This window comes from Caulobacter sp. X (genome assembly GCF_002742635.1).
Classification (GTDB): domain Bacteria; phylum Pseudomonadota; class Alphaproteobacteria; order Caulobacterales; family Caulobacteraceae; genus Caulobacter.
Genome location: NZ_PEGF01000001.1, coordinates 2,361,775 through 2,382,885 on the forward strand (window position 1 = coordinate 2,361,775; position 21,111 = coordinate 2,382,885).

A 21,111-nucleotide genomic window follows, 5' to 3' on the forward strand; every position below is an offset into this window, starting at 1 on the left:
CCCCGCTCCCTAGGCTTCCGCCGACCAGTCGCCCGACTTGCCGCCGGTCTTCTCCAGCAGGCGCACGGCCTCGATGACCATGCCCTTCTCGGCGGCCTTCAGCATGTCGTAGATCGTCAGGCAGGCGATCGAGGCGGCCGTCAGGGCCTCCATCTCGACGCCGGTGGGGCCCGTGGTCTTGACCCGGGCGGTGACCGCGAGGCCGCCGTCGGCGGGCTCGACCGACACCTCGACCTTCGACAGCGCCAGCGGATGGCACAGCGGGATCAGGTCCGAGGTCTTCTTCGCGGCCATCACCCCGGCCAGCTCGGCCACGGCGCGCACGTCGCCCTTGCGGCCGGAGCCGGACACCGCCAGCGCGAGGGTCTCGGGACTCATCCGCACAAACCCGGCGGCGACCGCCTCGCGCGCCGTCGAGACCTTGTCCGAGACGTCGACCATGCGGGCCCGGCCCTGGTCGTCGATGTGGGTCAGCTTGCTCACTGTTCCAACAGCCTCATTTTTCGAGAAGCCGGGGCATCAGCTCGACCATGTTGCAAGGCTTGTGACGGCTGTCCAACTGCGCGGAAATGAGCTTGTCCCAGCCGTCCTTCACCGCGCCGTTGCTGCCCGGCAGGCAGAAGACGAAGACGCCGTCGATCAGCCCGGCCGTGGCGCGCGACTGCAGGGTTGAGAGGCCCACCGAGGCGTAGGACACCAGGTGGAACACCACCGAGAAGCCGTCGATCTTCTTGTCGAACAGAGGCTCCAGCGCCTCGACCGTGACGTCGCGACCCGTCAGGCCGGTGCCGCCGGTGGTGACGATGGCGTCCACGCCCTTGCTGCTGATCCACGCCCGGACCTGGGCGCGGATCTTCTCGATGTCGTCGCGGACCACGACCCGGCCGGCCAGCTCATGACCGGCGGCCTGGATGCGCTCGACCAGGATCTGGCCCGAGGTGTCGGTCGTCTCGTCGCGGGTGTCCGAGACGGTCAGCACCGCGACGCGCACGGGCTTGAACGGCAGCTCCGGCTTGATTCCGCCGCCCGGCTTGAGGCCCGCGTCCGACATCCGTGTCTCCATTCAATCCCAGCGTTGCGCGTCGGTCCTATCGCGGTCCGTCGGCTCGATCCAGCGCGCGCCGTCCTGGCCGTGCTCCTTCTTCCAGAAGGGCGCGCGGCTCTTCAGATAATCCATCAGGAAGTCGCAGGCCTCGAACGCCTCGCGGCGATGACCGGCGGCGGTGGCGACAAAGACGATCGCCTCCCCAGGCGCGATGCGGCCAATGCGATGGACGATCTGGACATCCTGAAGCTGGAAACGCGCCGTGGCCTGGTCGGCGATCTCCCCGATCGCCGCCTCGGTGAAGCCGGGATAGGCCTCGAGCTCCAACGCCGCGGCCGCGCCCCGCTCGGCGCGAGCCAGGCCCACGAAGGTCGCCACGGCGCCGGTCTCGGCGCGATTGGCGCAGAAGGCCGTGACCAGGGCGCCCGGCTCGAACGGCTGGTCGGTCAGGGCGACCGTCATCCGCCGCTCATCGGCGGCAGGAAGGCGACCTCGGCGCCGGCGGCCAGCGCCGTCTCGCCCCGGACCAGCACCTTGTCGACCGCGACCTGGACGCCGGGCCCGGCCAGGGCCTCGGCCAGATCGGCGTCCTCGGCGGCGAGCGCCGCGCGCAGGGCGGAAAGATCGCCCGCCTCGATCAGGCGGTCGCGCCAGCCGGCCCGGTCGGCCAGCCTTCCGAACAGCAACACGCGCGCCATCGGCTAGCCTCCCGTCGTCGACATGTGCCGCGCCACGGCCGGCCGGGCGGCGGCGATCTGGAAGTCGTGGCCCTCAGGCTTGGCGCCGATGGCCGCGAAGATCGCCCGGCGCAGCCCGGCCTCGTCGGCGCCCGACCGCAGCACGGCCCGCAGGTCGCTGGCGTCCTCGCGGCCCAGGCAGGTGTGCAGGGTGCCGGTGCAGGTCAGGCGCACGCGGTTGCAGGCGTCGCAGAAATTGTGGCTGAGCGGGGTGATGAAGCCGAGGCGTCCGCCCGTCTCGGCGATCCGCACGTAGCGGGCCGGCCCGCCGGTGACGAGCGGGATGTCCTCCAGCGTCCAGAACGAGGCCAGATCCCGGCGCACCTCGGCCAGCGACAGGAACTGGTCGGTGCGATCCTGCTCCACCTCGCCCAGCGGCATGGTCTCGATCAGGCTGACGTCGCAGCCGCGGGCGTGGGCCCAGGCGATCAGGTCCGGAAGCGTCTTGGCGTTGTCGTCCCTCAGCGCCACGGCGTTGATCTTGACCATCATGCCAGCCGCTTGAGCCGCGTCGATCCCGGCGATCACGCGGGCGACGTCGCCGCCTCGGGTCAAGCGGCGGAAGACGACCGGATCGAGGGTGTCGAGCGAGACGTTGATCCGCTTCACCCCGTGCTGGGCGAGTTCGCTAGCGTAGCGCTCGAGCTGGGCGCCGTTGGTGGTCAGGGTCAGCTCGTCGAGCGCGCCGGACTTGAGGTGCCGCGACAGGCGCTCGACCAGGGTCATGAAACCCTTCCGCACCAGCGGCTCGCCGCCGGTCAGGCGCAGCTTGCGCACGCCCAGCGCCACGAAGGTCGAAGCCAGGCGGTCCAGCTCCTCCAGGGTCAGCACGTCGGCCTTCGGCAGGAAGGTCATGTGCTCGGCCATGCAATAGACGCAGCGCAGGTCGCAGCGGTCGGTGACGGAGACGCGCAGATAGGTGACGGCGCGCCCGAAGCCGTCCACTAGGGCGGGCGGGCTGGTCGAGGCCAAGACCGCTTGCGCGGGGCTGTCGTCATAGGGCGTCATGTCTGACTGGAAGATAGGCGCTAGAGCAGATGACGCAAAGCCATACCCCGGTCTTGGAGGCGATCGTCCTGGCGGCCGGGCGCGGCGCCCGGTTCGGCGGCGACAAGCTGCTCGCCGATCTGAACGGCGCGCCGCTCGTCGCCTGGGCCCTGCGAACCGCCCTCGCCGCGCCCGCGCGACGGGTTCTGGTCGCGGTCGGAGACGATCCGCGCCTGGTCGCGGCGTTGAGGGCCGAGGCGACAAGTCTGAAGGCCCAGGAGCGCCTTGTGCTCGTCCCCGCGCCCAACGCCGCCGACGGCATGGGAGCATCCTTGGGCGACGTCGCGGCGGCGGTGTCAGAGGATGTGGACGGCGTCTTCGTCTTCCTCGGCGACATGCCGGCGATCCGGCCGGAGACGCCGGCGCGCCTGACGGCCGCCTTGTATGGGCCCGACCGCATCGTCATTCCCGTCCACGACGGGCGGCGCGGCCATCCGGTCCTGTTCGGCGCGAACTGGCTGGCCGCCCTCAGGACGCGCACGGGCGACGAGGGCGCGCGCAAGCTGGTCGTCGAGGCCGGCCCGCGCCTCGTCGCCGTCGAGGTCGACGACCTGGGCGTGCTGCTCGACGTCGACCGGCCCGAGGACCTGGCCCGACTCGCGGAGCCCCTTACTGAAGCGGGCGCTCGGGATCGCTGAGGATTTCCTGGATCCTGGCGACCAGGGCCAGGGCGCCTTCGGTGTCGCCGCGCTCCTGCATCGCCGCCAGGCGCGGCACCAGGATCAGCAAGACCCTGCGATGGTCCTCGCGGATGCGCGACAGAGCTTCGCGGAACTCCGCGATATCGTCCTCGATATGGTCTTCCGAGGACCCCGACAGCTCGGCCATGAACACCCCACGCTTTGGCGAACAGGGTCACAATGCTCGGATAGGTCGATTCCGTCCAGCTTGCCGCGTCGTCAGGCGCCCCGGATCAGGGGAAGTCGGTGGGTGACGCGCTGGTCGAGCGCCAACAGGGCGTTGGCGACGGCCGGCCCAATCACCGGCGTGCCTGGCTCGCCCACGCCGCTGGGCGGATTGCCCGAGGGGACGACATGGGTCTCGACCGTCGGCGCCTCGTTGATCCGCAGCACGCGGTAGGCGTCGAAATTGCCCTGGTCGACCTTGCCGTCGGTCAGGGTCACCTCGCCGAACAGCGCCGCCGACAGGCCATAACAGGTCCCACCCTCCATCTGGGCGGCGATCTGGTCGGGCGAGATCGCCACGCCGCAGTCGATGGCGGTGACGACGCGTCCGACGCGCGGGACCCCGTTCTCCACCTTGACCTCGGCGACCTGGGCCACGACCGAGCCGAAGCTTTCGTGCACGGCGACGCCTCGCGTCCAGCCCGGCGTCACGGCCTGGCCGGCCTTCTCGACCGCGTGGTTCAGAACCGCCAGATGCCGATCCGCCCCGGCCTTGCGATACAGCGCCCGCCGGTAGTCGATCGGGTCCTTGCCGGCCTGGCGCGCCAGCTGGTCAATCGTGTGCTCCATCACGAAGGCCGTGTGGGTCGCGCCGACCGAGCGCCACCATAGCACCGGCACGCCGACATCCGGGCAAGCGACCTGGGCGTCGACCACGGGCGTCGCTTTCAGATAGGGCGAGCCCGCCGCGCCCTCGACCGCCGTCTGGTCCGGCCCCTTGCCCGCCGGCATGGGCGAGCCCTTCATGATCGACTGGGTGACGATGCGGTGGCGCCAGGCGGCCGGATAGCCGTCCTTGTCCAGCTTGACCTTGACCGCGTGGACGACGATCGGCCGGAAGTAGCCCGCCCGCATGTCGTCCTCCCGCGTCCAGACCAGCTTCACCGGCCGGCCGTCGCCGACCGTCTTGGCGATGTGGACGCATTCGGCGACATAGTCGGACTGGAAGTTGGCGCGGCGGCCGAACGAGCCGCCGGCGAACAGGGTCTCGATCTCGACCGATCCAGGCAGGCAACCCACGATCTTGGCCGCGTTCAGCTGGTCCAGGGTCTGGCCCTGCGAGCCGAACGTCAGCTTGACCTTGGATCCGTCCACAGAGGCGACGCAGTTCATCGGCTCCATGGTGGCGTGGGCCAGGTAGGGGAACTCGTAGGTCGCCTCGAACACGCCGTCGCCCTTGGCCGCCGCCAGGGACGTAGCGTCGCCGCGCTGGTCGAAGGGCTCCCACTTGGCCGAGGCGTCCTTGCCGGCGGCCACGTCCTTGAACAACTGGGTGATGGCGGCCGAGCCGCGCTTTTCCGCCTCCGCCTCGTCCCAGGTGATGTTCAGGGCCTCGCGGCCCAGCTTGGCGGCGTAGGTGTTCTGGGCGACCACCGCGACGCCGGTCGGGATCTGGAAGACGTCGACCACGCCGGGGACCTTCTTGGCCTCGGCGGCGTCGAAGCTCTTCACCTTGGCGCCGAAGCGCGGCGGGTGCGCGACCATGGCGGTCAGCATGTTCGGCAGATGGACGTCCTGGGTGTAGCGCGCCGTCCCGTCGCTCTTGGCCTGGGAGTCCTTGCGGCGCACGCGGTCCGTGCCGATCAGGGTGAAGGCCTTGGGGTCCTTCAGCTTGACGTCCTTGGGCGGCGGGACCTTGGCGGCGTCCGCCAAGAGGTCGGCGAAGGCGGCGGTCTTGCCCGAGGCGTGGGTCAGCACGCCGTCCTTGACGGTGATCTCGCCGACCGGGACGTTCCAGCGGTTGCCGGCGGCCTGGACGAACATGGCGCGCGCCGTCGCGCCGGCTTTACGCAGCTGTTCCCACGAGTTCGAGATCGCCGACGAGCCGCCCGTCAGCTGTGCCCCAAGCGCGCCGTTCGCATAGAGCTTGGCGTTGGCCGGGGCCTGCTCGACCCGCACGCGGCTCCAGTCGGCGTCCAGCTCCTCGGCGACGATGGCCGAGAGGCCGGCATGATTGCCCTGGCCGAACTCGATGTGCTTGGAGATCACGGTCACCGCGCCGTCGGGCGCGATCTTGATGAAGGGACCGAAGGCGCCGACCTCGACCTTGGAGCCCATGCTCATCAGATCGGCCGGCGAGCAGCCGACCAGCAGCGAGCCGCCGACCAGCGAGGCGGCCACGATCACGTCGCGGCGGCTGGGCGCTTCGGGTTTGAAGGGCGCGTTCATTGGGCGCCTCCCTCGGCGACGTCCTTGATCGCCGCGCGGATGCGCTGATAGGCGCCGCAGCGGCAGATGTTCCCGGCCATGGCGCCGTCGATGTCCTCGTCCGAGGGCTTGGGCTTCTCGGCTAGCAAGGCGGCGGCCGACATGATCTGGCCGGACTGGCAGTAGCCGCACTGGGGCACGTCATGGCGCACCCAGGCCTGCTGCACCGGGTGAGCGCCGCCCAGACCTTCGATGGTGGTGATCTTGCCCGCGCCGACCGCGGCGATCGGCGTCACGCACGAGCGGATCGGCTGGCCGTCCAGATGGACGGTGCAAGCCCCGCATTGGGCCATGCCGCAGCCGAACTTCGTTCCGGTCAGTCCCAGCTCGTCGCGCAGGACCCACAGAAGCGGCGTGTCGGGCGCGGCCTGGGCCGTCACCGGCTTGCCATTGATGTCGAGCGTCGTCGCCATGCCCGATTTCCTCCCCGTGCAAAGCTTTGCGGAAAAGCTAACACCGTTCACATCCGGCTTGACCAGAGTAAATCGTGATCGCCTGGATCGCCGCGACCCAAACCCGCTATGCTGCCCGCCTCGACCACCGGAGGCCCTCTCATGCGGCGCGCCCTAGTCCCACTGGCCTTGCTGGCCCTCACGGCCGCGGGCTGCGCGACCCTGGCGCCGGACGCCACCGACGCGCCGATCCGCTATCGCTGCCAGGCGGGCAAGGGCTTCACGGCCGCCTATGCGCTGCACGGCAAGCGGGTCGTGGTGACCGCCGGCGGGGTCACCCGGACGCTGAAACTGGCGCGCTCGGGCTCCGGCGCGCGCTATACGGCCGGAAACGCCGAAATCTGGGGCAAGGGCCCCGCCGCCACGCTCAAAGGCTTTCCGGGCGGTCCCTACCTGGACTGCAGTTCGCAATAGCGCGAGGACCCGAGTGGATTCCTTTCCCGCCTACTTCCCGCTGGCCGGGCGCAAGGTCGTGATCGCCGGGTCGGGCGAACCGGCCGAGGCCAAGGCGCGGCTGTTCGAGGGCTCTCCCGCCGAAGTCGTGCGCCTGCGGGCGCCGGAGGCCTTCTCGCCCGCCGCCTACGAGGGCGCGATCCTGGTGTTCGTGGGTGACGCCGACGAGACCTTCGTCCAGGCCGCCGTCGCGGCGGCGCGGGCGGCCGGCGCGCTGCTCAACGTCGTCGATCGCCCGGCGCTCTGCGATTTCAACACCCCCGCCATCATCGACCGGGGACAGGTGGTGGCGGCGGTCGGCACGGGCGGTTCGGCGCCGGTGATGGCGACCCTGCTGCGCAACGCCATCGAGACCCAGGTCCCGGAAGGCATCGGACGCGTCGCCGCCCTGCTCGCCCGATTCCAAGACGAGGTGCGCGCCGCCCTGCCCGTCCTGCACGAGCGGCGGGCGTTCCTACGCGCGGCCGTGCGGGGTCCCGCGGCGGAAGCCGCCCTGGCCGGCGACATGGCGCGGGCCGAGGCGCTGCTGCGCGAGGCCCTGGCCCGAGGCGAGGCGCGCGCCGGCGGCGTGAAGCTCCTGGCGGCCGACGGGCCGGTCGACCTCCTGAGCCTGCGCGCCGTTCGCGCTCTCGGAACCGCCGATGTCGCGGTGATCGATCCGGACGCCGATCCGGAGGTCGTCAAGCTGGCCCGCCGCGACGTCGAACGCCTGGCGCCCGACGAGGCTGACGCGGCCCACCTGACGATTTTGGCGCGCGAGGGGCGTCAGGTGGTCTGGCTGCACGCGCGGCCCGTGGCGCCGGCCCTGCTAGGGTCGCTGGCGGAGGCTGGCGTCGCCGTCGAAGTCCTGCCCGTGGCGCGGGCGGAAGGCTAGTCCAGCGGCCGCCCCTTGGTCTCGGGCAGGAAGAACAGGGTGGTCAGGACGCTCAGCAGGGTGAAGGCCACCGGGTACCAGAGACCGGCATAGATATCGCCGACGGCGGTCACGATGGCGAAGGCGAAGAAGGGCACGAAGCCGCCCACCCAGCCCGTGCCGATATGATAGGGCAGCGACAGGGCGGTGTAGCGCACCCGGGTCGGGAACAGCTCGACCAGGCAGGCCGCCAGCGGGCCAAACAGCGCCGTGGCGCCGATGACGAACACCAGAAGCACCGCCAGCATCATCGGCCGGTTCATCCGCGCCGGATCGGCCTTGGCCGGATAGCCGGCCTGGGCCAGCGCGGCCTTGATCTTGGCCTCGACCGCCGTCTTCACGGCCTTGGCCTGGGCTTTCGGCAGGCCCTTGGCGCTCTGCGAGGCCACCTCGACGCCGCCGACCTTCATGCTCGCCACCATTCCGGGGGCGGCCTTCTGGTTGACGTAGGACACGCCGGCGTTGGCTAGGGCGCCCTTGACGATGTCGCAGGCGGTGACGAACGCCGCCTTGCCCACCGGATCGAACTGCAGCGAACAGTCCTGAGGGTCGGCGACCACCACGACGGGCGCGCGGGCGCTGGCCTCGGCGAGGGCCGGGTTGGCGGCCTTCTCCAAGAGGTGGAAGCCCGGGAAGTAGAACAACAGCGCCAGGGTCATGCCGCCCAGCATCACGGGCTTGCGGCCGATGCGGTCCGACAGCCAGCCGAACACGACATAGAAGATGGCGCTGATCGCCGTGGCCGTCATCATCAGGCCGTTGATGTCGACCGGATCGACCTTCAGGAACTTCTCCATGAAGGTCTGGACGTAGAAGAAGCTGGTGTACCAGACCGCCCCCTGCGCCGACATCATGGCGAAGAAGGCCAGCAGGACGAGCTTCAGGTTCTTCCACTGGCCGAACGCCTCGGCATAGGGGGCCTTGGAGGCCTCGCCCTCGGCCTTCATCGCCGCGAAGGTTGGGCTTTCGGTCAGCTTCATCCGCATCCAGACCGAGACGCCGAGGAGGCCGATCGAGACGGCGAACGGAACGCGCCAGCCCCAGGCGTCGAAAGCCTCGGGTCCGACATGTACGCCGAGGATCCAACGGGTGAGCAGGATGACCAGCAGCGCGCCGAACAGGCCGAACGCGGCCGAGGTCTGCACCCACGAGGTCGACCAGCCGCGCTGATCCGGCGGCGAATGCTCGGCGACGTAGATCGCCGCCCCGCCATACTCGCCGCCCAAGGCGAAGCCCTGCACGCAGCGCATCAGGACGAGCAGGATCGGCGAGAGGATCCCCGCCTGCTGATAGGTCGGCAGGAAGGCGATGGCGAAGGTCGCGCCGCCCATCAGCAGCACGGTGGCCAGGAACGCCCCCTTGCGGCCGGCCTGGTCGCCGATCTTGCCGAACACCAAGGCGCCCAACGGCCGGAACGCGAAGCCAACGCCGAAAAGCGCCAGGGCGGCGATATAGCCCGCGGTCTCGGGGAGACCGGCGAAGAACGTCTTGGAGATGACCTGGGCCAGGCTGCCGAAGATGAAGAAGTCGTACCACTCGAACGCCGTGCCGGCCGAAGACGCCGCCACCACGGTGCGCATCGAGGCGCGTTCCTGACCCTGGTCAGCCATATGTTCCCCCGGTTTTCTCCTGCTTTAGCGTGCTTCCGGCCGCGGGGGAAAGAGGCGGAACGTCGTTAGGCCAGAGCGCCTTGCCCGGCGCTCGCGCCAGACGACGCTTCATTCGACAGGCGGAGAATCTCGGTCACGAGGGCGGTCGGCGAGATCGGCTTGGCGGCGACTCCATCCATGCCGGCGGCCTGGTAGGCCGCGCGCTGGTGAGCCATGACATTGGCGGTCAGGGCGATGATCGGCGCACGCCCGGCCTCGCCCGGCAAGGCGCGGATCCGCCGCGCCGCCTCCAGCCCGTCCATGCCGGGCATCTGCACGTCCATCAGGATCAGGTCGAAGGCGCCGTCTCGCGCCGCGGCGACGCCGGAGGCGCCGTCATCGGCCACGGAGACCGCCGCGCCCAGCTGCTCGAGGATGCGCCGGGCCACAAGCTGGTTCGTCGCATTGTCCTCGACCACCAGCACCCGCAGCCCCGCCAGCAGGTCCTCGGTCTCGAGCCCCGTCCCGACGGGCGCGAGCGCCGGCGGCGCGGCGATGGTCAGGCTGAACGTCGAGCCCACGCCCGGCTTCGAAAGCAGGGTGATGTCGCCGCCCAGCATGCGCGCCAGATTGCGGCTGATCGCCAAGCCCAGACCCGACCCGCCAAAGCGACGCGTGGTGCTGGCGTCGGCCTGCTGAAAGCGGTCGAACAGACGCGCCTGCGCCGCCAGCGGCACGCCGACGCCGGTGTCGATCACGTCGAACACCAGCCGCTGGTCATCCGGCGCGCCCAGCCGGCGCACCCGCACCGTGACAGAGCCCTTCACGGTGAACTTCACCGCGTTGCCGATCAGATTGAACAAAGCCTGACGCACCCGGGTCGCGTCCGTCTCGATCCAGCCCAGGTTCTGGACGATGTCGAGCTCCAGCCGCAGCCCTTTCTCGGACGCGGGTCCCGCCAGCAGGCGCACGACCCCGCGCGCCAGCTCGGCGGGGTCGACCGCCTCGCGGTTCAGCTCCAGCCGCCCCGCCTCGATTCGGGAAATGTCGATCACGTCGTCGAGCAGCGTCGACAGCATCTGGCCCGCGGCCAGGGCCTCGCCGAGCAGCTCGGCGTTCTCGCCGTCGGGCAGTTCGCGCTTGAGCACATGCAGGACGCCGAGCACGCCGTTCATCGGGGTGCGGATCTCATGGCTCATATTGGCCAGGAACTGCGCCTTGGCCTCGCTGGCCGCCTGGGCCGCGCGTTCGGCGGCCATCAGGGCCAGTTCGGCCCGCTTGTGCTCATCGATATCGAGCACGAGGCCAAAGGCCTTGCGAGGCCGTCCGCTGGGGTCGCGACGCACCTCGTGGAACACCCGGATCCAGCGGGTTTCGCCCTCGGACGGCGACAGCCGTACGTCGTATTCGCGGGCGCCATGGTCGCCCTGAAGGCGCCATTCGGCGGCGACGGCGTAGAGCCTCGCCCGATCCTCGGGGTGGATCATCGGCCAGATGGCTTCGCGGACATCCTCATAGCCCACCCGCCGGCCCATCATGCGATGGAACTCGGGCGAGCCCCAGAAGCTCTCTCGCTCGTGGTCGATCTCGTAGACGCCAGCCCGCGCCGCGCCCAGGGCGACCTTCAGGCGCCGCGCATTGATGCGGGCCTCCCGCCGCGCCGCCGCCAGGGCCGTCACGTCGTCCATATAGGTGATGACGCCGACGATCTCGCCATTCACGTCACGCCAGGGCCGCGCCTCCCAGCGCAGGCAATGCTCGCCGCCCTCGGCGTCCAGCAGGCGATCCTCGCGGCGGGTCACGGTCTCGCCCAACAAGGCCCGAGCAACGCCAGCGACGAAACGGCGGCGACTGCCGTTGGTCAGTTCGTCCAGCGACTTGCCGATCACGTCCGCCTCGGACGCCTTGAAGATTTCGAGGAACTTGGGACTGACCAGGCGAAGACGCATGTCCACGTCGTAGACGCCGACCGCGAACGGCGCGTCCTCGATCAGCCGGCGCGCGCGACGCTCGCTCCAGATCGCCTTGTCCCGGCTGCGCGCCACGTCGGTGATGTTCTGCGAAATGCCCTTGAGCGCGTAGATCCCGCCCGGGCGCGGCTCGGTGCGGTAGGTGCTGCGGAAGGTCAGCCAGCGGCCGTGATCGCCCCGCAGCCGGTACTCCATCGTTCCGCCCTCGCCCGTGGCGATGGCCCGCTTGAAGGCGTCGCTCACCTTGGTGCGCTGTTCGGGCGCCACGCGTTCGAAAAACAGCGCGGTCGTGGCGATGTCGGCGGGCGTCAGGCCCAGCTGGGCCAGAGCGTCCGGAGTCCAATCGACGTGGCCTGTCTCGGGCTCATAGGTCCAGACGCCGATCCCGGCGGCCTCGGCCAGCATCTCGCGTGTCCGCCGCGCGGTCTCCAGCTCGGTCCGCGCCTCCACCTCACTGGAGACGTCGTGCATCAACCCGATCATCTCGCCGTTTGGCCCCAGGCGCGAGCGGCCTTGCAGCCAGACCGAGCGACCATCCTTGCAGACAAAGCGAACCTCGTTGATCGCCCAGCCCACCTCGCGCAGGCGGCGCGAGGAGCCGATCAGTTCGGCGTGGCTGTCGGGATGCACGAACTTGATGGTCGGACGCCCCACCAGTTCGTCGGCGGACCAGCCGGTAAGCGTGGTCCAGGCGCCGTTCACCCTGATAAAGCGGCCTTCCGGAGAGACGATGGCGAAGAGGTCGCTGGCGTTGTCGAAGAACCAACGCGCCGCCTCGCCCTCGTCAAAAGACGAGGACGTTTGAGCCGTCGTATCGACACCCACCCCTTTGTTCGCCGGCTCCGGCATCCAATCTCCGCAAGGTTTGGCGGATCGTGCGGCGCAACCGTAAACTTTAGGTTCGCGATACCGCTGTTCTTGCAGCTGTCATCCCGAAAAATCAGACCTCGGCCCATTGCCGCAGCAGGTTGTGATAGACGCCCGTCAGCGAGAGAATCCCCTCCTCGTCCTGACCGGTCTTGCGCGACAGGCGCTGGATGGCGACGTCCATGTCCAGCAGCAGGCTGCGTTTGACGTCGTCGCGCACCAGGCTCTGGATCCAGAAGAAGCTGGCGACCCGCGCGCCGCGCGTGACCGGCGTGACGTGGTGCAGGCTGGTGCTGGGATAGAGGATCGCGTCCCCGGCCCCCAGCTTGACGACGTGGTCGCCATAGAGGTCGTTCACGACCAGCTCGCCGCCGTCGTAGTCCTCCGGCTCGGCCAGGAAGAGGGTGCACGACAGGTCGGTGCGCAGCTTCAGGCCGGTCACCGGATCGCGGCGGATCGAGTTGTCGACGTGGTCCCGAAAGCCCATGCCCTCGCCATAGCGGTTGAACATCGGCGACAGGATGGTGCGCGGCAGAGCGGCCGAAACGAACAGCGGATTGGCCTCCAGCGCCTGGACGATGATCGCCCCGACATGGCGGGCCTCGGCGCTCTCCTGCGGCAGCTGCTCGTTATTCTTGGCCATGGCGGCCTGGAAGCCGGAGGTCACATTGCCGTCGACCCACGGACCGGCGTCGAGGATCGCGCGGCATTCGGCGACCTGGGCCTTGGTCAGCACTTCGGGGATCTGCAGCATCATGAGAGACATCCTATTTGCGAACCATTCCTAGCTGGATCGGCCGGCCTTTCCCTTGATCCGCATCAGATCATCGCCCGGATCAAAAGGAAAAACGCCCCGACCGACGAAAGCCGGGCGGGGCGTTGGCGTGAAGCCTTCAAGGGGAGGATCAGTACTTCACGTTCAGGGTCAGCAGCGCCTGGCGTCCCGGAGCCGGATCGGCGTGGTGGACGCCGTTGGTCCGCAGGATGTAGCGCTCGTCCGTCAGGTTCTGGACGTTGAGCTGCAGGTCGGCCGTCTTGCTGATGGCCCACGAGGCGAAGGCGTCATAGCGCCAGTACGACGGCGCGTAGATCCGGTTCGTCCCGCCGCCGGCGCCGCCCTGGTTGCCGCCGAAGCTCTTGGAGACGTAGTAGGCGCCGCCGCCCAGCGAGACGTTCCGCAGGACCTTGTAGGTCGTGAAGGTCGAGAAGCTGTGCTTGGGCGTGTTGGCCAGCGGATCGCCCTGGTTGACGCTGGTGTAGGCGCCGCGGACCAGTTCGCTGTCCATATAGGTGTAGCCGCCGAACACCTGCCACTTGGGCGTGACATTGCCCGAGAAGCCGAGCTCGAAGCCCTTGACCTCGACCTCGCCGACCTGGGCGTAGGTGTTGGCGTCGATCTGGATCTGGGCGTTCTTGCGCGTGGTCTTGAACGCCGCCGCCGACAGGGCGAGCGTGTCGTGGAAGACATTGGCCTTGGCGCCGGCCTCGAAGCTTTCGCTTTCCTCGGGTTCGAGCTGCGTCGTGGCCAGATTGCCCGTGCCCGTCGCGGTGTTGCTGTTCTGGTCGCCGGCCGAGATGCCCGGCGGGGTCGAGGACGTGCCGTACGAGACGTAAAGGCTGGAGCTGGCGGTGGGCTTGTAGACAAGGCCCGCCTGGTAGTTGGTGAAGTCCCACGAGCCCTTGCGGGGGGTGTAGGTCGCCGAGGTGAAGACGCCTTGCGACTGGGTGGCGGAGACATCGACGCCCGAGCTGTCGTAGCTGTCGTGGCGCAGGCCCAGGTTCAGCAACCACTTGTCGCCAAACTTGATGGTGTCGAAGCCGTAGACCGCCACCGTCTTGGCGACGTTGCGCGACGCGGGGCTGCGGTTGATGACGCCCGTCCAGCTGTCCTTGTCGTTCGGCGCGTAGACCAGGGTGCAGTCGCCCGCGCCAAGGCTGGCCAGCGTGCTGGCGGCGATGGTGAAGCCCGTCGGGCAGGCCGAGCCCGAGGTGGTGTAGGTCGAGTAGGTGGCGTTACGGTTTTCTTCGCGGCTCAGCTCGATACCGACGTCGAAGCTGTGCTCCAGGCCGAAGACGGTCTTCTTGCCGTGCATGTCGGTGACGGCCGCGACGCTTTCGGTCGGATTCCAGCGGGTCTTGGTGCCGCGCTTCATCCACCATTGACCCTGGACGAACTGGGCCGCGCCGCCATCGCCCGGATTGGTGACGATGTAGTCGTTCAGCGACTTCGAATAGCGCACCACCTGGCGCACGTTCAGCTCGTCATTGATCCGGTGATCGATGGCGAAGGTCGCGATGTCCGACTTGGTTTTTTGATAGTCGCGCGACTTGACCCCGTAGAAGCTGCGGCGATCGACGGCCAGGATGCCCGACTCCGTCCGCGGCTGGGTCGTCTTGGTGATCAGCGGGATGCCGTAGTCGGGCGTCTGGTTGCTGTCGAGGTGGTAGTAGCTGACGGTCAGCTGGGTGTCGCCGTTCAGGCCGATCGCCAGCGAGGGCGCCACGCCCCACTTGTCGAAGTCCACGGACTTGCGGCCCGGCGTGTTGCCTTGCGAGCCCATCACGTTGATGCGCAGGGCGACGCTGTCATTGACCGCGTAGTTGGCGTCAGCGGTGGCGCGGACATATTCGTCGGTGCCAATCGCGACCGAGCCGCGCGCGAAGCTGTCGGCCTTCGGCGTCTTGGACGACAGGTTGATGCTGCCGCCGCCCGAGCCGCGGCCGCTATAGGCGCTGTCCGGGCCCTTCACGACCTCGACCTGTTCCAGGTTGAAGACTTCGCGGACCTGGCCGCCGCTGTCACGCACGCCGTCGACGAAGACGTTGTTGCCCGAGCTCTGGCCGCGGATGAACGGACGGTCCGCCAGGGGCTGGCCGCCCTCGCCCGCGCCGAAGGTGATGCCCGGCGAGGTGCGCAGGATGTCCTGCAGCGAAGTGGCGGCGGTCTGCTCGATGATCTTGGACGGGATGACCGTCACGGACTTGGGGGTGTCGACCAGCGGCGCGGTGAACTTGCTCGACGAGGGATCCGCGACACGCTTGGCGTCGATCCGGACGCCCGAGACCTCGGTGCTGTCGGCGGCGGGCGCGGTGGCGATCGGCGCGGCGGCGTCCAGCCCGGCGGCGGCGACGGCTTGAGGCAGGCCCAGGCCCGCGAGGCCGGCGACGGCGGCGGCGCTCAGCGCGCGGCGGGGCCGGCTCACAATGCCGGCGAAGGTCGGATTACGCATATTGGTCTTTCCCCAGAGGGCGCTCACTCGCCCTTCCTGAAATTGCGAGGCGTTCTTAGCGACCTTGAGACGCAGTCGCAATGATAATAGTTCGCAATTGCGGCCGTGTTGAAAAATGGCGCCGCTTCTGTGGTTTTCTTGACGCAAGGGGCGACGCGCGGTTCCTATCGCGCGTTCAACGGAGTCACGCATGAAGACCGCCCTCGCCGCCGCCGCATTCCTGGTCCTGGCGGGCGGCGCCCAGGCCTCCGACCTGAAGTCCTGCGCGATTCCGGTGTCGGTGACGCCCGCCCCGTCCGAGGTCCCGCCGCCGAACGAGATCCATACCGACGTGCCGATCGCGGCCTATCTGCTGGCGCTGTTCTGGTCGCCGGAGTCGTGTCGCGCGGGCATCCCGGAGTCGGACAAGGCCATTCAGTGCCAGGCCAACAGCTTCGGCTTCACGGTGCATGGTCTGTGGCCCAATGGACCGGACAGGGTTCATCCCCGCTATTGCCGCCCCAGCCCGCCGATGAGTCCGGCGACGGTGAAGGCCAATCTCTGCATGACGCCTTCGCCCTGGCTGCTGCAGCACGAATGGCAGGCGCATGGAACGTGCCAGTGGGACACGCCCGAGGCCTATTTCAAGAAGGCCCGCAAGATCCGCGAGAAGCTGAACGTGCCGGACCTGGATCCCGGCGCCGACGGGATCATGACCGCGGGCGAAATCCGCAAAGCCTTCCTCGATCGCAACCGCAAGCTCGCGCCGGAGGACCTGAATGTCCGCGTCAAGGACGGACGGCTGACCGAGGTGTGGGTCTGCATGGACCTGAAGTTCAAATGGGCCGCCTGTCGCGGCGGGAACGGCGTCCCCGACATGGCGGTGGTGAAGGTGACGCCCAAGCGGGAATAGAGTCGCCCCCTCATAAAAGATCGTCATCCCGCAACCTGTTCGCGGGATGACGGATCCTGGCTGATTAGCCCTCGATGAAGGCCAAGAGGTCGCGGTTGATCGTTTCGGCCTCGGTCGTGGCCATGCCGTGCGGGAAGCCCGGATAGGTGATCAGCTTGCCGTTCTTGACCAGCTTGATGGCCAGTTCGGCGCTGTCGGCGATCGGGACGATCTGGTCGTCCTCACCATGCAGGATCAGCACCGGAACATCGATCGCCTTCAGGTCCTCGGTGAAGTCGGTTTCCGAGAAGGCGGTGATGCAGTCGTAGTGGGCCTTGGCGCCACCCATCATGCCCTGGCGCCACCAGTTCTCGACGGTGGCCGGCGAGACCTTCGCGCCGTCGCGGTTGAAGCCGTAGAACGGGCCGGCCGCCACGTCGTGGAAGAACTGGGCGCGATTGGCCAGCAGCGCCGCGCGGAAGCCGTCGAAGACCTCCATCGGCAGGCCGCCCGGATTGGCCTCGGTCTTCAGCATGATCGGCGGCACGGCGCCAACCAGCACGGCCTTGGCGACCCGGCCGGGCTCGGCGCGGGCCACGTAGCGGGCGACTTCGCCGCCGCCGGTGGAGTGGCCGATGTGGACCGCGTTCTTCAGGTCGAGGTGGCGCGCCAAGGCGATGACGTCGGCGGCGTAGGTGTCCATCTCATTGCCGGTGTCGGTCTGGCTGGAGCGGCCATGACCACGACGGTCATGCGCGATGACCCGGTAGCCCTTCAGCAGGAAGAACATCATCTGGGCGTCCCAGTCGTCCGACGACAGGGGCCAGCCATGGTGGAAGACGACCGGCTGCGCGTCCTTGGGACCCCAGTCCTTGAAGAAGATCTGCGCGCCGTCGTTGGTGGTGAAGAAGCCGCTGCTCATGATCCTGATCCCTTCGTTCGGAAGGCCTTCCGGCCCGTCCCGTTGCTCCGATGACCAGAAGATGCCCGCGGCAGATCACATTGAATACGGAAACTATGGAAACTCATTGTTTCCATTCTTTCACACGCTAAAGCCGCGAGCGTACCGATTGCACAGGTCCAGCCATCCGGTCTCCAGGACCTTCGAAGGGCCCTGGAGACGCCCGGCGCGGTTAGCAGCCGCCAGGATTGTCGGACTTGATCACGCAGATCATCTTCTGGCCCCGCGCCGGGCCGTAGCGGGCCACGAGCTGGCTTTCGAAGTAAGACCACTTGGCGCGGGTGTCCTGAGCGGCGACGTTCATCGCCTTGACATAGTCGCCACGCGTTGTCCCCGCGGTGTCCTTGTTCAGCACCGCGTGCTTGATGCGGCCGTTGCAGTAGGCCGACTCCGGGAAGCCGTCATAGCAGCCGGTGATCAGCCCGGCCGGGAAGGCCGCCCCGGCCGGCGACAACCACGGGGCCGGCGCGGCGTTGTTCAGTCCCGCTGGGTTGGCGATGCTGGGGTTCGGGCGCGGCGCGTCGATCCAGTTGCTATGCGAGTAGAAGTCCTGCGAGGCGTGGAAGACCAGACCAAGGTCCTCAAAGACGTTGCACTTGGCTCGCCCCTTGACGCCGTTATAGGTGCATCCGCCGAAGATGCTCGTGCTGTCCAGCGACAGGTTGGGCTTCACCAGTCCCGAGGCGTCATTCACCGCCGCGTTGATGTTGGACATGATCCAGTCGCGGCAGGCCGTCAGCTGGGCCTGCGCGGCGCCCTGGCTCTGGGCGTAGCCGGGGCTGTTGAAGAAATCGCCGCCGTCGCAATGGGCGGCCTTGTTGCTCATCAGCCCGCGGGCCGGGTTGTCCGGCGCGCCGACGGCGCCGAAGGTTCCGGTTTTGCCGGCCAGTTCGGACAGGCTGTCGCCGCCGAAACCCAGGCCCGCCAAGGCTTGGCGGGTGATCCGCTCGTGCTCGGCGTTCTGACCCAAGGCGTGGATGGTGCCGAAGGCCAGGGCCTGCGGCGAAGCGATCGTGACGGCGGCTAGCGCCGCGACGACGAGAGCGTGCTTACGCATTAGACGAGTCTCCCCTGCTATGCATCTATTGATTGCATATTGGGGAATACAAGTCACGGCGGAAATGCAAAACGGGCGGCCCCTTTCGGAGCCGCCCGCCTGTGTTCGCTTCGGAAAGACCGATCGCTTTTAAAGGCTTACGCCTCTTCAGCGGCCGGAGCTTCCTTCTTGCTCAGGTCTTCGCCGGTTTCCTGGTCGACGACCTTCATCGACAGCTTGGTCTTGCCGCGGTCGTCGAAGCCCAGGAGCTTCACCTTGACCATCTGGCCTTCCTTCAGCACGTCCGACGGCTTGGCGACGCGTTCGTTGCTGATCTGGCTGACGTGGACGAGGCCGTCCTTGGCGCCAAAGAAGTTCACGAAGGCGCCGAAGTCGACGACCTTCACGACCTTGCCGTCGTAGATCTTGCCGACTTCCGCTTCGTCCGTGATCGACTTGATCCAGTCGATCGCGGCCTTGATCTTGGCGCCGTCCGAGGCCGAGACCTTGACCACGCCGTCGTCGTTGATGTCGACCTTGGCGCCGGTGGTGGCGACGATCTCGCGGATCACCTTACCGCCCGAACCGATCACTTCACGGATCTTGTCGGTCGGGATGTTGATCGTCTCGATCTTCGGAGCGAAGTCGCCGACGTCGTCACGCGGCGCGTCCATGGCCTTGTTCATTTCGCCGAGGATGTGCGCGCGACCTTCCTTGGCCTGAGCCAGGGCCTGCTTCATGATCTCGGGCGTGATGCCGGCGATCTTGATGTCCATCTGCAGCGAGGTGATGCCTTCGCTGGTGCCGGCCACCTTGAAGTCCATGTCGCCGAGGTGGTCTTCGTCGCCCAGGATGTCCGACAGGACCGCGAAGCCATCCTTTTCCAGGATCAGGCCCATGGCGATGCCCGAAACCGGACGCTTCAGCGGCACGCCAGCGTCCATCATGGCCAGCGACGAACCGCAGACCGTGGCCATCGAGGACGAGCCGTTCGACTCGGTGATCTCGGAGACCAGGCGGATCGTGTAGGGGAACTCTTCCTTGGTCGGCAGGACCGGACGCACGGCGCGCCAGGCCAGCTTGCCGTGACCGATCTCGCGACGACCCGGCGAGCCCATGCGGCCCGTCTCGCCGACCGAGTAGGGCGGGAAGTTGTAGTGCAGCAGGAAGGATTCCTTGTAGGTGCCTTCCAGGGCGTCGATGAACTGCTCGTCGTCGCCGGTGCCCAGGGTCGCCACGACGATCGCCTGGGTCTCGCCGCGGGTGAACAGAGCCGAACCGTGGGTGCGCGGCAGGATGCCGACTTCGCCCAGGATCGGACGGACGGTCTTCACGTCGCGGCCGTCGATGCGAAGGCCGGTGTCGAGGATGCCGCGACGCACGACGTCGGCTTCCAGCTCCTTGAAGACGCCGGCCAGCTTTTGCGGGTCGTAGCCGGTCGGATTGGCTTCCGAGACGCCCAGGGCCTCGACCGCCTTCTTCTTGGCCGCGCCGACCGCTTCGTAGCGGTCTTGCTTCTTCTGGATCTTGTAGGCGGCGGCGATGTCCGCGCCCACCAGGTCCTTCATCTTGGCCTTGATCGCGTCGGTGTCTTCCGGCTCGAACGCGAAGGGCTCCTTGGCGGCGTGCTCGGCCAGCTCGATGATCGCGTCGATCACCGGCTGCATTTCCTTGTGGGCGAAGTTGACGCCGCCCAGCACGATCTCTTCCGAGAGCTCCTGGATTTCACTTTCGACCATCATCACGGCGTCGGACGTGCCGGCCACGACGAGGTCCATCTTGCTGTCCTTCAGCTCGTCGAGCGTCGGGTTCAGCACGTACTGGTCATTGATCCAGCCGACGCGCGCGGCGCCGATCGGGCCCATGAACGGGGCGCCCGACAGGCACAGGGCGGCCGAGGCGCCGACCATGGCCAGGACGTCGGGATCGTTCTCGAGGTCGTGCTGCAGCACGGTGACGACGACCTGGACTTCGTTCTTGAAGCCCTTGACGAACAGCGGGCGGATCGGACGGTCGATCAGGCGGGAGACCAGCGTCTCCTTTTCCGACGGACGGCCTTCGCGCTTGAAATAGCCGCCGGGGATCTTGCCGGCCGCGAAGGTCTTTTCCTGATAGTTGACCGTCAGCGGGAAGAAGTCTTGGCCCGGCTTCTGGGTCTTGGCGAACACGGCGGTGGCCAGGACGACGGTTTCGCCCATGGTGGCCAGGACGGCGCCGTCGGCTTGACGGGCGATGCGACCGGTTTCGAGGACCAGCGTCTTGCCGCCCCACTCGATCGTCTTGCGCTTGATATCGAACATTTTTCTTCTTTCGGTTCCCGCGGGCGGATTCCCGTCGGGGGCGGACAGGGGCGGACGGCTAACGGAAGCCGGCCCGATGATCCTCATCCAGTGTGACAGGCGGGTTTGAGGACGTGAACCCTCGGACAATCGGACGCCCAGTTGGAGCGGGCGGCCTTTGGAGCCTGGCGTACGGCCTGTCTCGGCCGCCGGGCTCCCAATACGCGATCCGCCGCCCTGCTTTCGCGGGGCGGCGGACCTTGTGCCTTAGCGACGCAGACCCAGCTTTTCGATCAGGGACTGATAGCGACCGGCGTCGGACTTCTTCAGGTGGTCGAGAAGCCGGCGACGCTGGGAAACCAGCTTCAGCAGGCCACGACGGCTGTGGTTGTCCTTCTTGTGCGTCTTGAAGTGCTCGGTCAGGTTCGAGATGCGTTCCGAGAGGATCGCGACCTGGACTTCAGCGCTGCCGGTGTCACCCGCGCCGCGGGCGTGTTCGGCGATGAGAGCGGCCTTGCGCTCGACAGTGATCGACATCGGTTAGTCTC

20 protein-coding genes are annotated in these 21,111 nt (G+C 68.0%); 4 read left to right on the top strand and 16 right to left on the bottom strand.

What is annotated here, in order from left to right:
• Positions 1 to 9: 9 nt before the first annotated feature.
• The 5 genes from moaC to moaA are packed head-to-tail and all read right to left on the bottom strand — an operon-like array spanning position 10 to position 2,790.
• Entirely contained in the window at positions 10 to 483 is a 474-nt protein-coding gene (moaC, locus tag CSW60_RS10945) for a cyclic pyranopterin monophosphate synthase MoaC (protein ID WP_099537263.1), read from the bottom strand.
• Positions 484 to 496: 13 nt separating this feature from the next.
• Entirely contained in the window at positions 497 to 1,051 is a 555-nt protein-coding gene (gene moaB / locus CSW60_RS10950; protein WP_099537264.1) for a molybdenum cofactor biosynthesis protein B, read from the bottom strand.
• Positions 1,052 to 1,063: 12 nt separating this feature from the next.
• On the bottom strand, positions 1,064 to 1,507 hold the full coding sequence (locus CSW60_RS10955; protein ID WP_099537265.1) for a molybdenum cofactor biosynthesis protein MoaE: 444 nt from the start codon (positions 1,505 to 1,507) through the stop codon (positions 1,064 to 1,066).
• Positions 1,504 to 1,743 (bottom strand): MoaD/ThiS family protein, encoded by a 240-nt coding sequence (locus CSW60_RS10960; RefSeq protein WP_099537266.1) that lies wholly within the window; start codon positions 1,741 to 1,743, stop codon positions 1,504 to 1,506. The genes CSW60_RS10955 and CSW60_RS10960 overlap by 4 nt, the downstream gene beginning before the upstream one ends.
• A gap of 3 nt (positions 1,744 to 1,746) precedes the next feature.
• Positions 1,747 to 2,790, bottom strand: coding sequence for a GTP 3',8-cyclase MoaA (gene moaA, locus CSW60_RS10965; RefSeq protein WP_099537267.1), 1,044 nt, complete (start codon positions 2,788 to 2,790; stop codon positions 1,747 to 1,749).
• Positions 2,791 to 2,819: 29 nt separating this feature from the next.
• Between moaA and CSW60_RS10970 the strand changes: the two genes are divergently transcribed.
• Positions 2,820 to 3,467, top strand: a complete 648-nt coding sequence (locus CSW60_RS10970) for an NTP transferase domain-containing protein (protein ID WP_099537268.1) — start codon at positions 2,820 to 2,822, stop codon at positions 3,465 to 3,467.
• On the opposite strand, the gene CSW60_RS10975 is transcribed toward CSW60_RS10970, so the two are convergent.
• The 3 genes from CSW60_RS10975 to CSW60_RS10985 all read right to left on the bottom strand — a co-directional run bounded on the left by CSW60_RS10975 (position 3,439) and on the right by CSW60_RS10985 (position 6,355).
• Positions 3,439 to 3,657 (bottom strand): hypothetical protein, encoded by a 219-nt coding sequence (locus CSW60_RS10975; protein WP_099537269.1) that lies wholly within the window; start codon positions 3,655 to 3,657, stop codon positions 3,439 to 3,441. The genes CSW60_RS10970 and CSW60_RS10975 overlap by 29 nt on opposite strands.
• Positions 3,658 to 3,728: 71 nt before the next feature.
• A complete protein-coding gene (locus CSW60_RS10980) occupies positions 3,729 to 5,903 on the bottom strand; it encodes a xanthine dehydrogenase family protein molybdopterin-binding subunit (protein WP_099537270.1) in 2,175 nt (724 codons plus the stop codon).
• A complete protein-coding gene (locus CSW60_RS10985) occupies positions 5,900 to 6,355 on the bottom strand; it encodes a (2Fe-2S)-binding protein (RefSeq protein WP_099537271.1) in 456 nt (151 codons plus the stop codon). Before CSW60_RS10985 ends, CSW60_RS10980 begins: the two co-directional genes overlap by 4 nt.
• A gap of 141 nt (positions 6,356 to 6,496) precedes the next feature.
• Here CSW60_RS10985 and CSW60_RS10990 point away from each other — a divergent pair, with 141 nt between their 5' ends.
• Together CSW60_RS10990 and CSW60_RS10995 are read left to right on the top strand one after the other, a co-directional pair.
• The gene (locus CSW60_RS10990) at positions 6,497 to 6,808 is read left to right on the top strand and encodes an MliC family protein (protein ID WP_236634244.1); all 312 of its coding nucleotides are present in this window, start codon (positions 6,497 to 6,499) and stop codon (positions 6,806 to 6,808) included.
• A gap of 13 nt (positions 6,809 to 6,821) precedes the next feature.
• A complete protein-coding gene (locus CSW60_RS10995) occupies positions 6,822 to 7,721 on the top strand; it encodes an NAD(P)-dependent oxidoreductase (RefSeq protein ID WP_099537273.1) in 900 nt (299 codons plus the stop codon).
• Here CSW60_RS10995 and CSW60_RS11000 read toward each other — a convergent pair.
• The 4 genes from CSW60_RS11000 to CSW60_RS11015 all read right to left on the bottom strand — a co-directional run bounded on the left by CSW60_RS11000 (position 7,718) and on the right by CSW60_RS11015 (position 15,416).
• A complete protein-coding gene (locus CSW60_RS11000) occupies positions 7,718 to 9,370 on the bottom strand; it encodes an MFS transporter (RefSeq protein WP_099537274.1) in 1,653 nt (550 codons plus the stop codon). The genes CSW60_RS10995 and CSW60_RS11000 overlap by 4 nt on opposite strands.
• Before the next feature lie 65 nt (positions 9,371 to 9,435).
• Entirely contained in the window at positions 9,436 to 12,168 is a 2,733-nt protein-coding gene (locus tag CSW60_RS11005; protein ID WP_099537275.1) for a PAS domain S-box protein, read from the bottom strand.
• A 91-nt stretch (positions 12,169 to 12,259) separates the two neighbouring features.
• The gene (locus CSW60_RS11010; protein ID WP_099537651.1) at positions 12,260 to 12,943 is read right to left on the bottom strand and encodes a Fe2+-dependent dioxygenase; all 684 of its coding nucleotides are present in this window, start codon (positions 12,941 to 12,943) and stop codon (positions 12,260 to 12,262) included.
• Between the two features lie 148 nt (positions 12,944 to 13,091).
• Positions 13,092 to 15,416 (bottom strand): TonB-dependent siderophore receptor, encoded by a 2,325-nt coding sequence (locus tag CSW60_RS11015; protein WP_099537276.1) that lies wholly within the window; start codon positions 15,414 to 15,416, stop codon positions 13,092 to 13,094.
• A 190-nt stretch (positions 15,417 to 15,606) separates the two neighbouring features.
• Between CSW60_RS11015 and CSW60_RS11020 the strand changes: the two genes are divergently transcribed.
• Positions 15,607 to 16,308, top strand: coding sequence for a ribonuclease T2 (locus tag CSW60_RS11020; protein WP_099537277.1), 702 nt, complete (start codon positions 15,607 to 15,609; stop codon positions 16,306 to 16,308).
• Between the two features lie 64 nt (positions 16,309 to 16,372).
• Here CSW60_RS11020 and CSW60_RS11025 read toward each other — a convergent pair whose 3' ends face one another.
• The 4 genes from CSW60_RS11025 to rpsO all read right to left on the bottom strand — a co-directional run bounded on the left by CSW60_RS11025 (position 16,373) and on the right by rpsO (position 21,100).
• Positions 16,373 to 17,209, bottom strand: a complete 837-nt coding sequence (locus CSW60_RS11025) for an alpha/beta fold hydrolase (RefSeq protein ID WP_099537278.1) — start codon at positions 17,207 to 17,209, stop codon at positions 16,373 to 16,375.
• 211 nt (positions 17,210 to 17,420) lie between these two features.
• The gene (locus CSW60_RS11030) at positions 17,421 to 18,305 is read right to left on the bottom strand and encodes a hypothetical protein (protein WP_099537279.1); all 885 of its coding nucleotides are present in this window, start codon (positions 18,303 to 18,305) and stop codon (positions 17,421 to 17,423) included.
• 137 nt (positions 18,306 to 18,442) lie between these two features.
• The gene (pnp, locus tag CSW60_RS11035) at positions 18,443 to 20,584 is read right to left on the bottom strand and encodes a polyribonucleotide nucleotidyltransferase (protein WP_099537280.1); all 2,142 of its coding nucleotides are present in this window, start codon (positions 20,582 to 20,584) and stop codon (positions 18,443 to 18,445) included.
• 246 nt (positions 20,585 to 20,830) lie between these two features.
• Positions 20,831 to 21,100 (bottom strand): 30S ribosomal protein S15, encoded by a 270-nt coding sequence (gene rpsO / locus CSW60_RS11040; RefSeq protein WP_099537281.1) that lies wholly within the window; start codon positions 21,098 to 21,100, stop codon positions 20,831 to 20,833.
• Positions 21,101 to 21,111 lie beyond the last annotated feature (11 nt).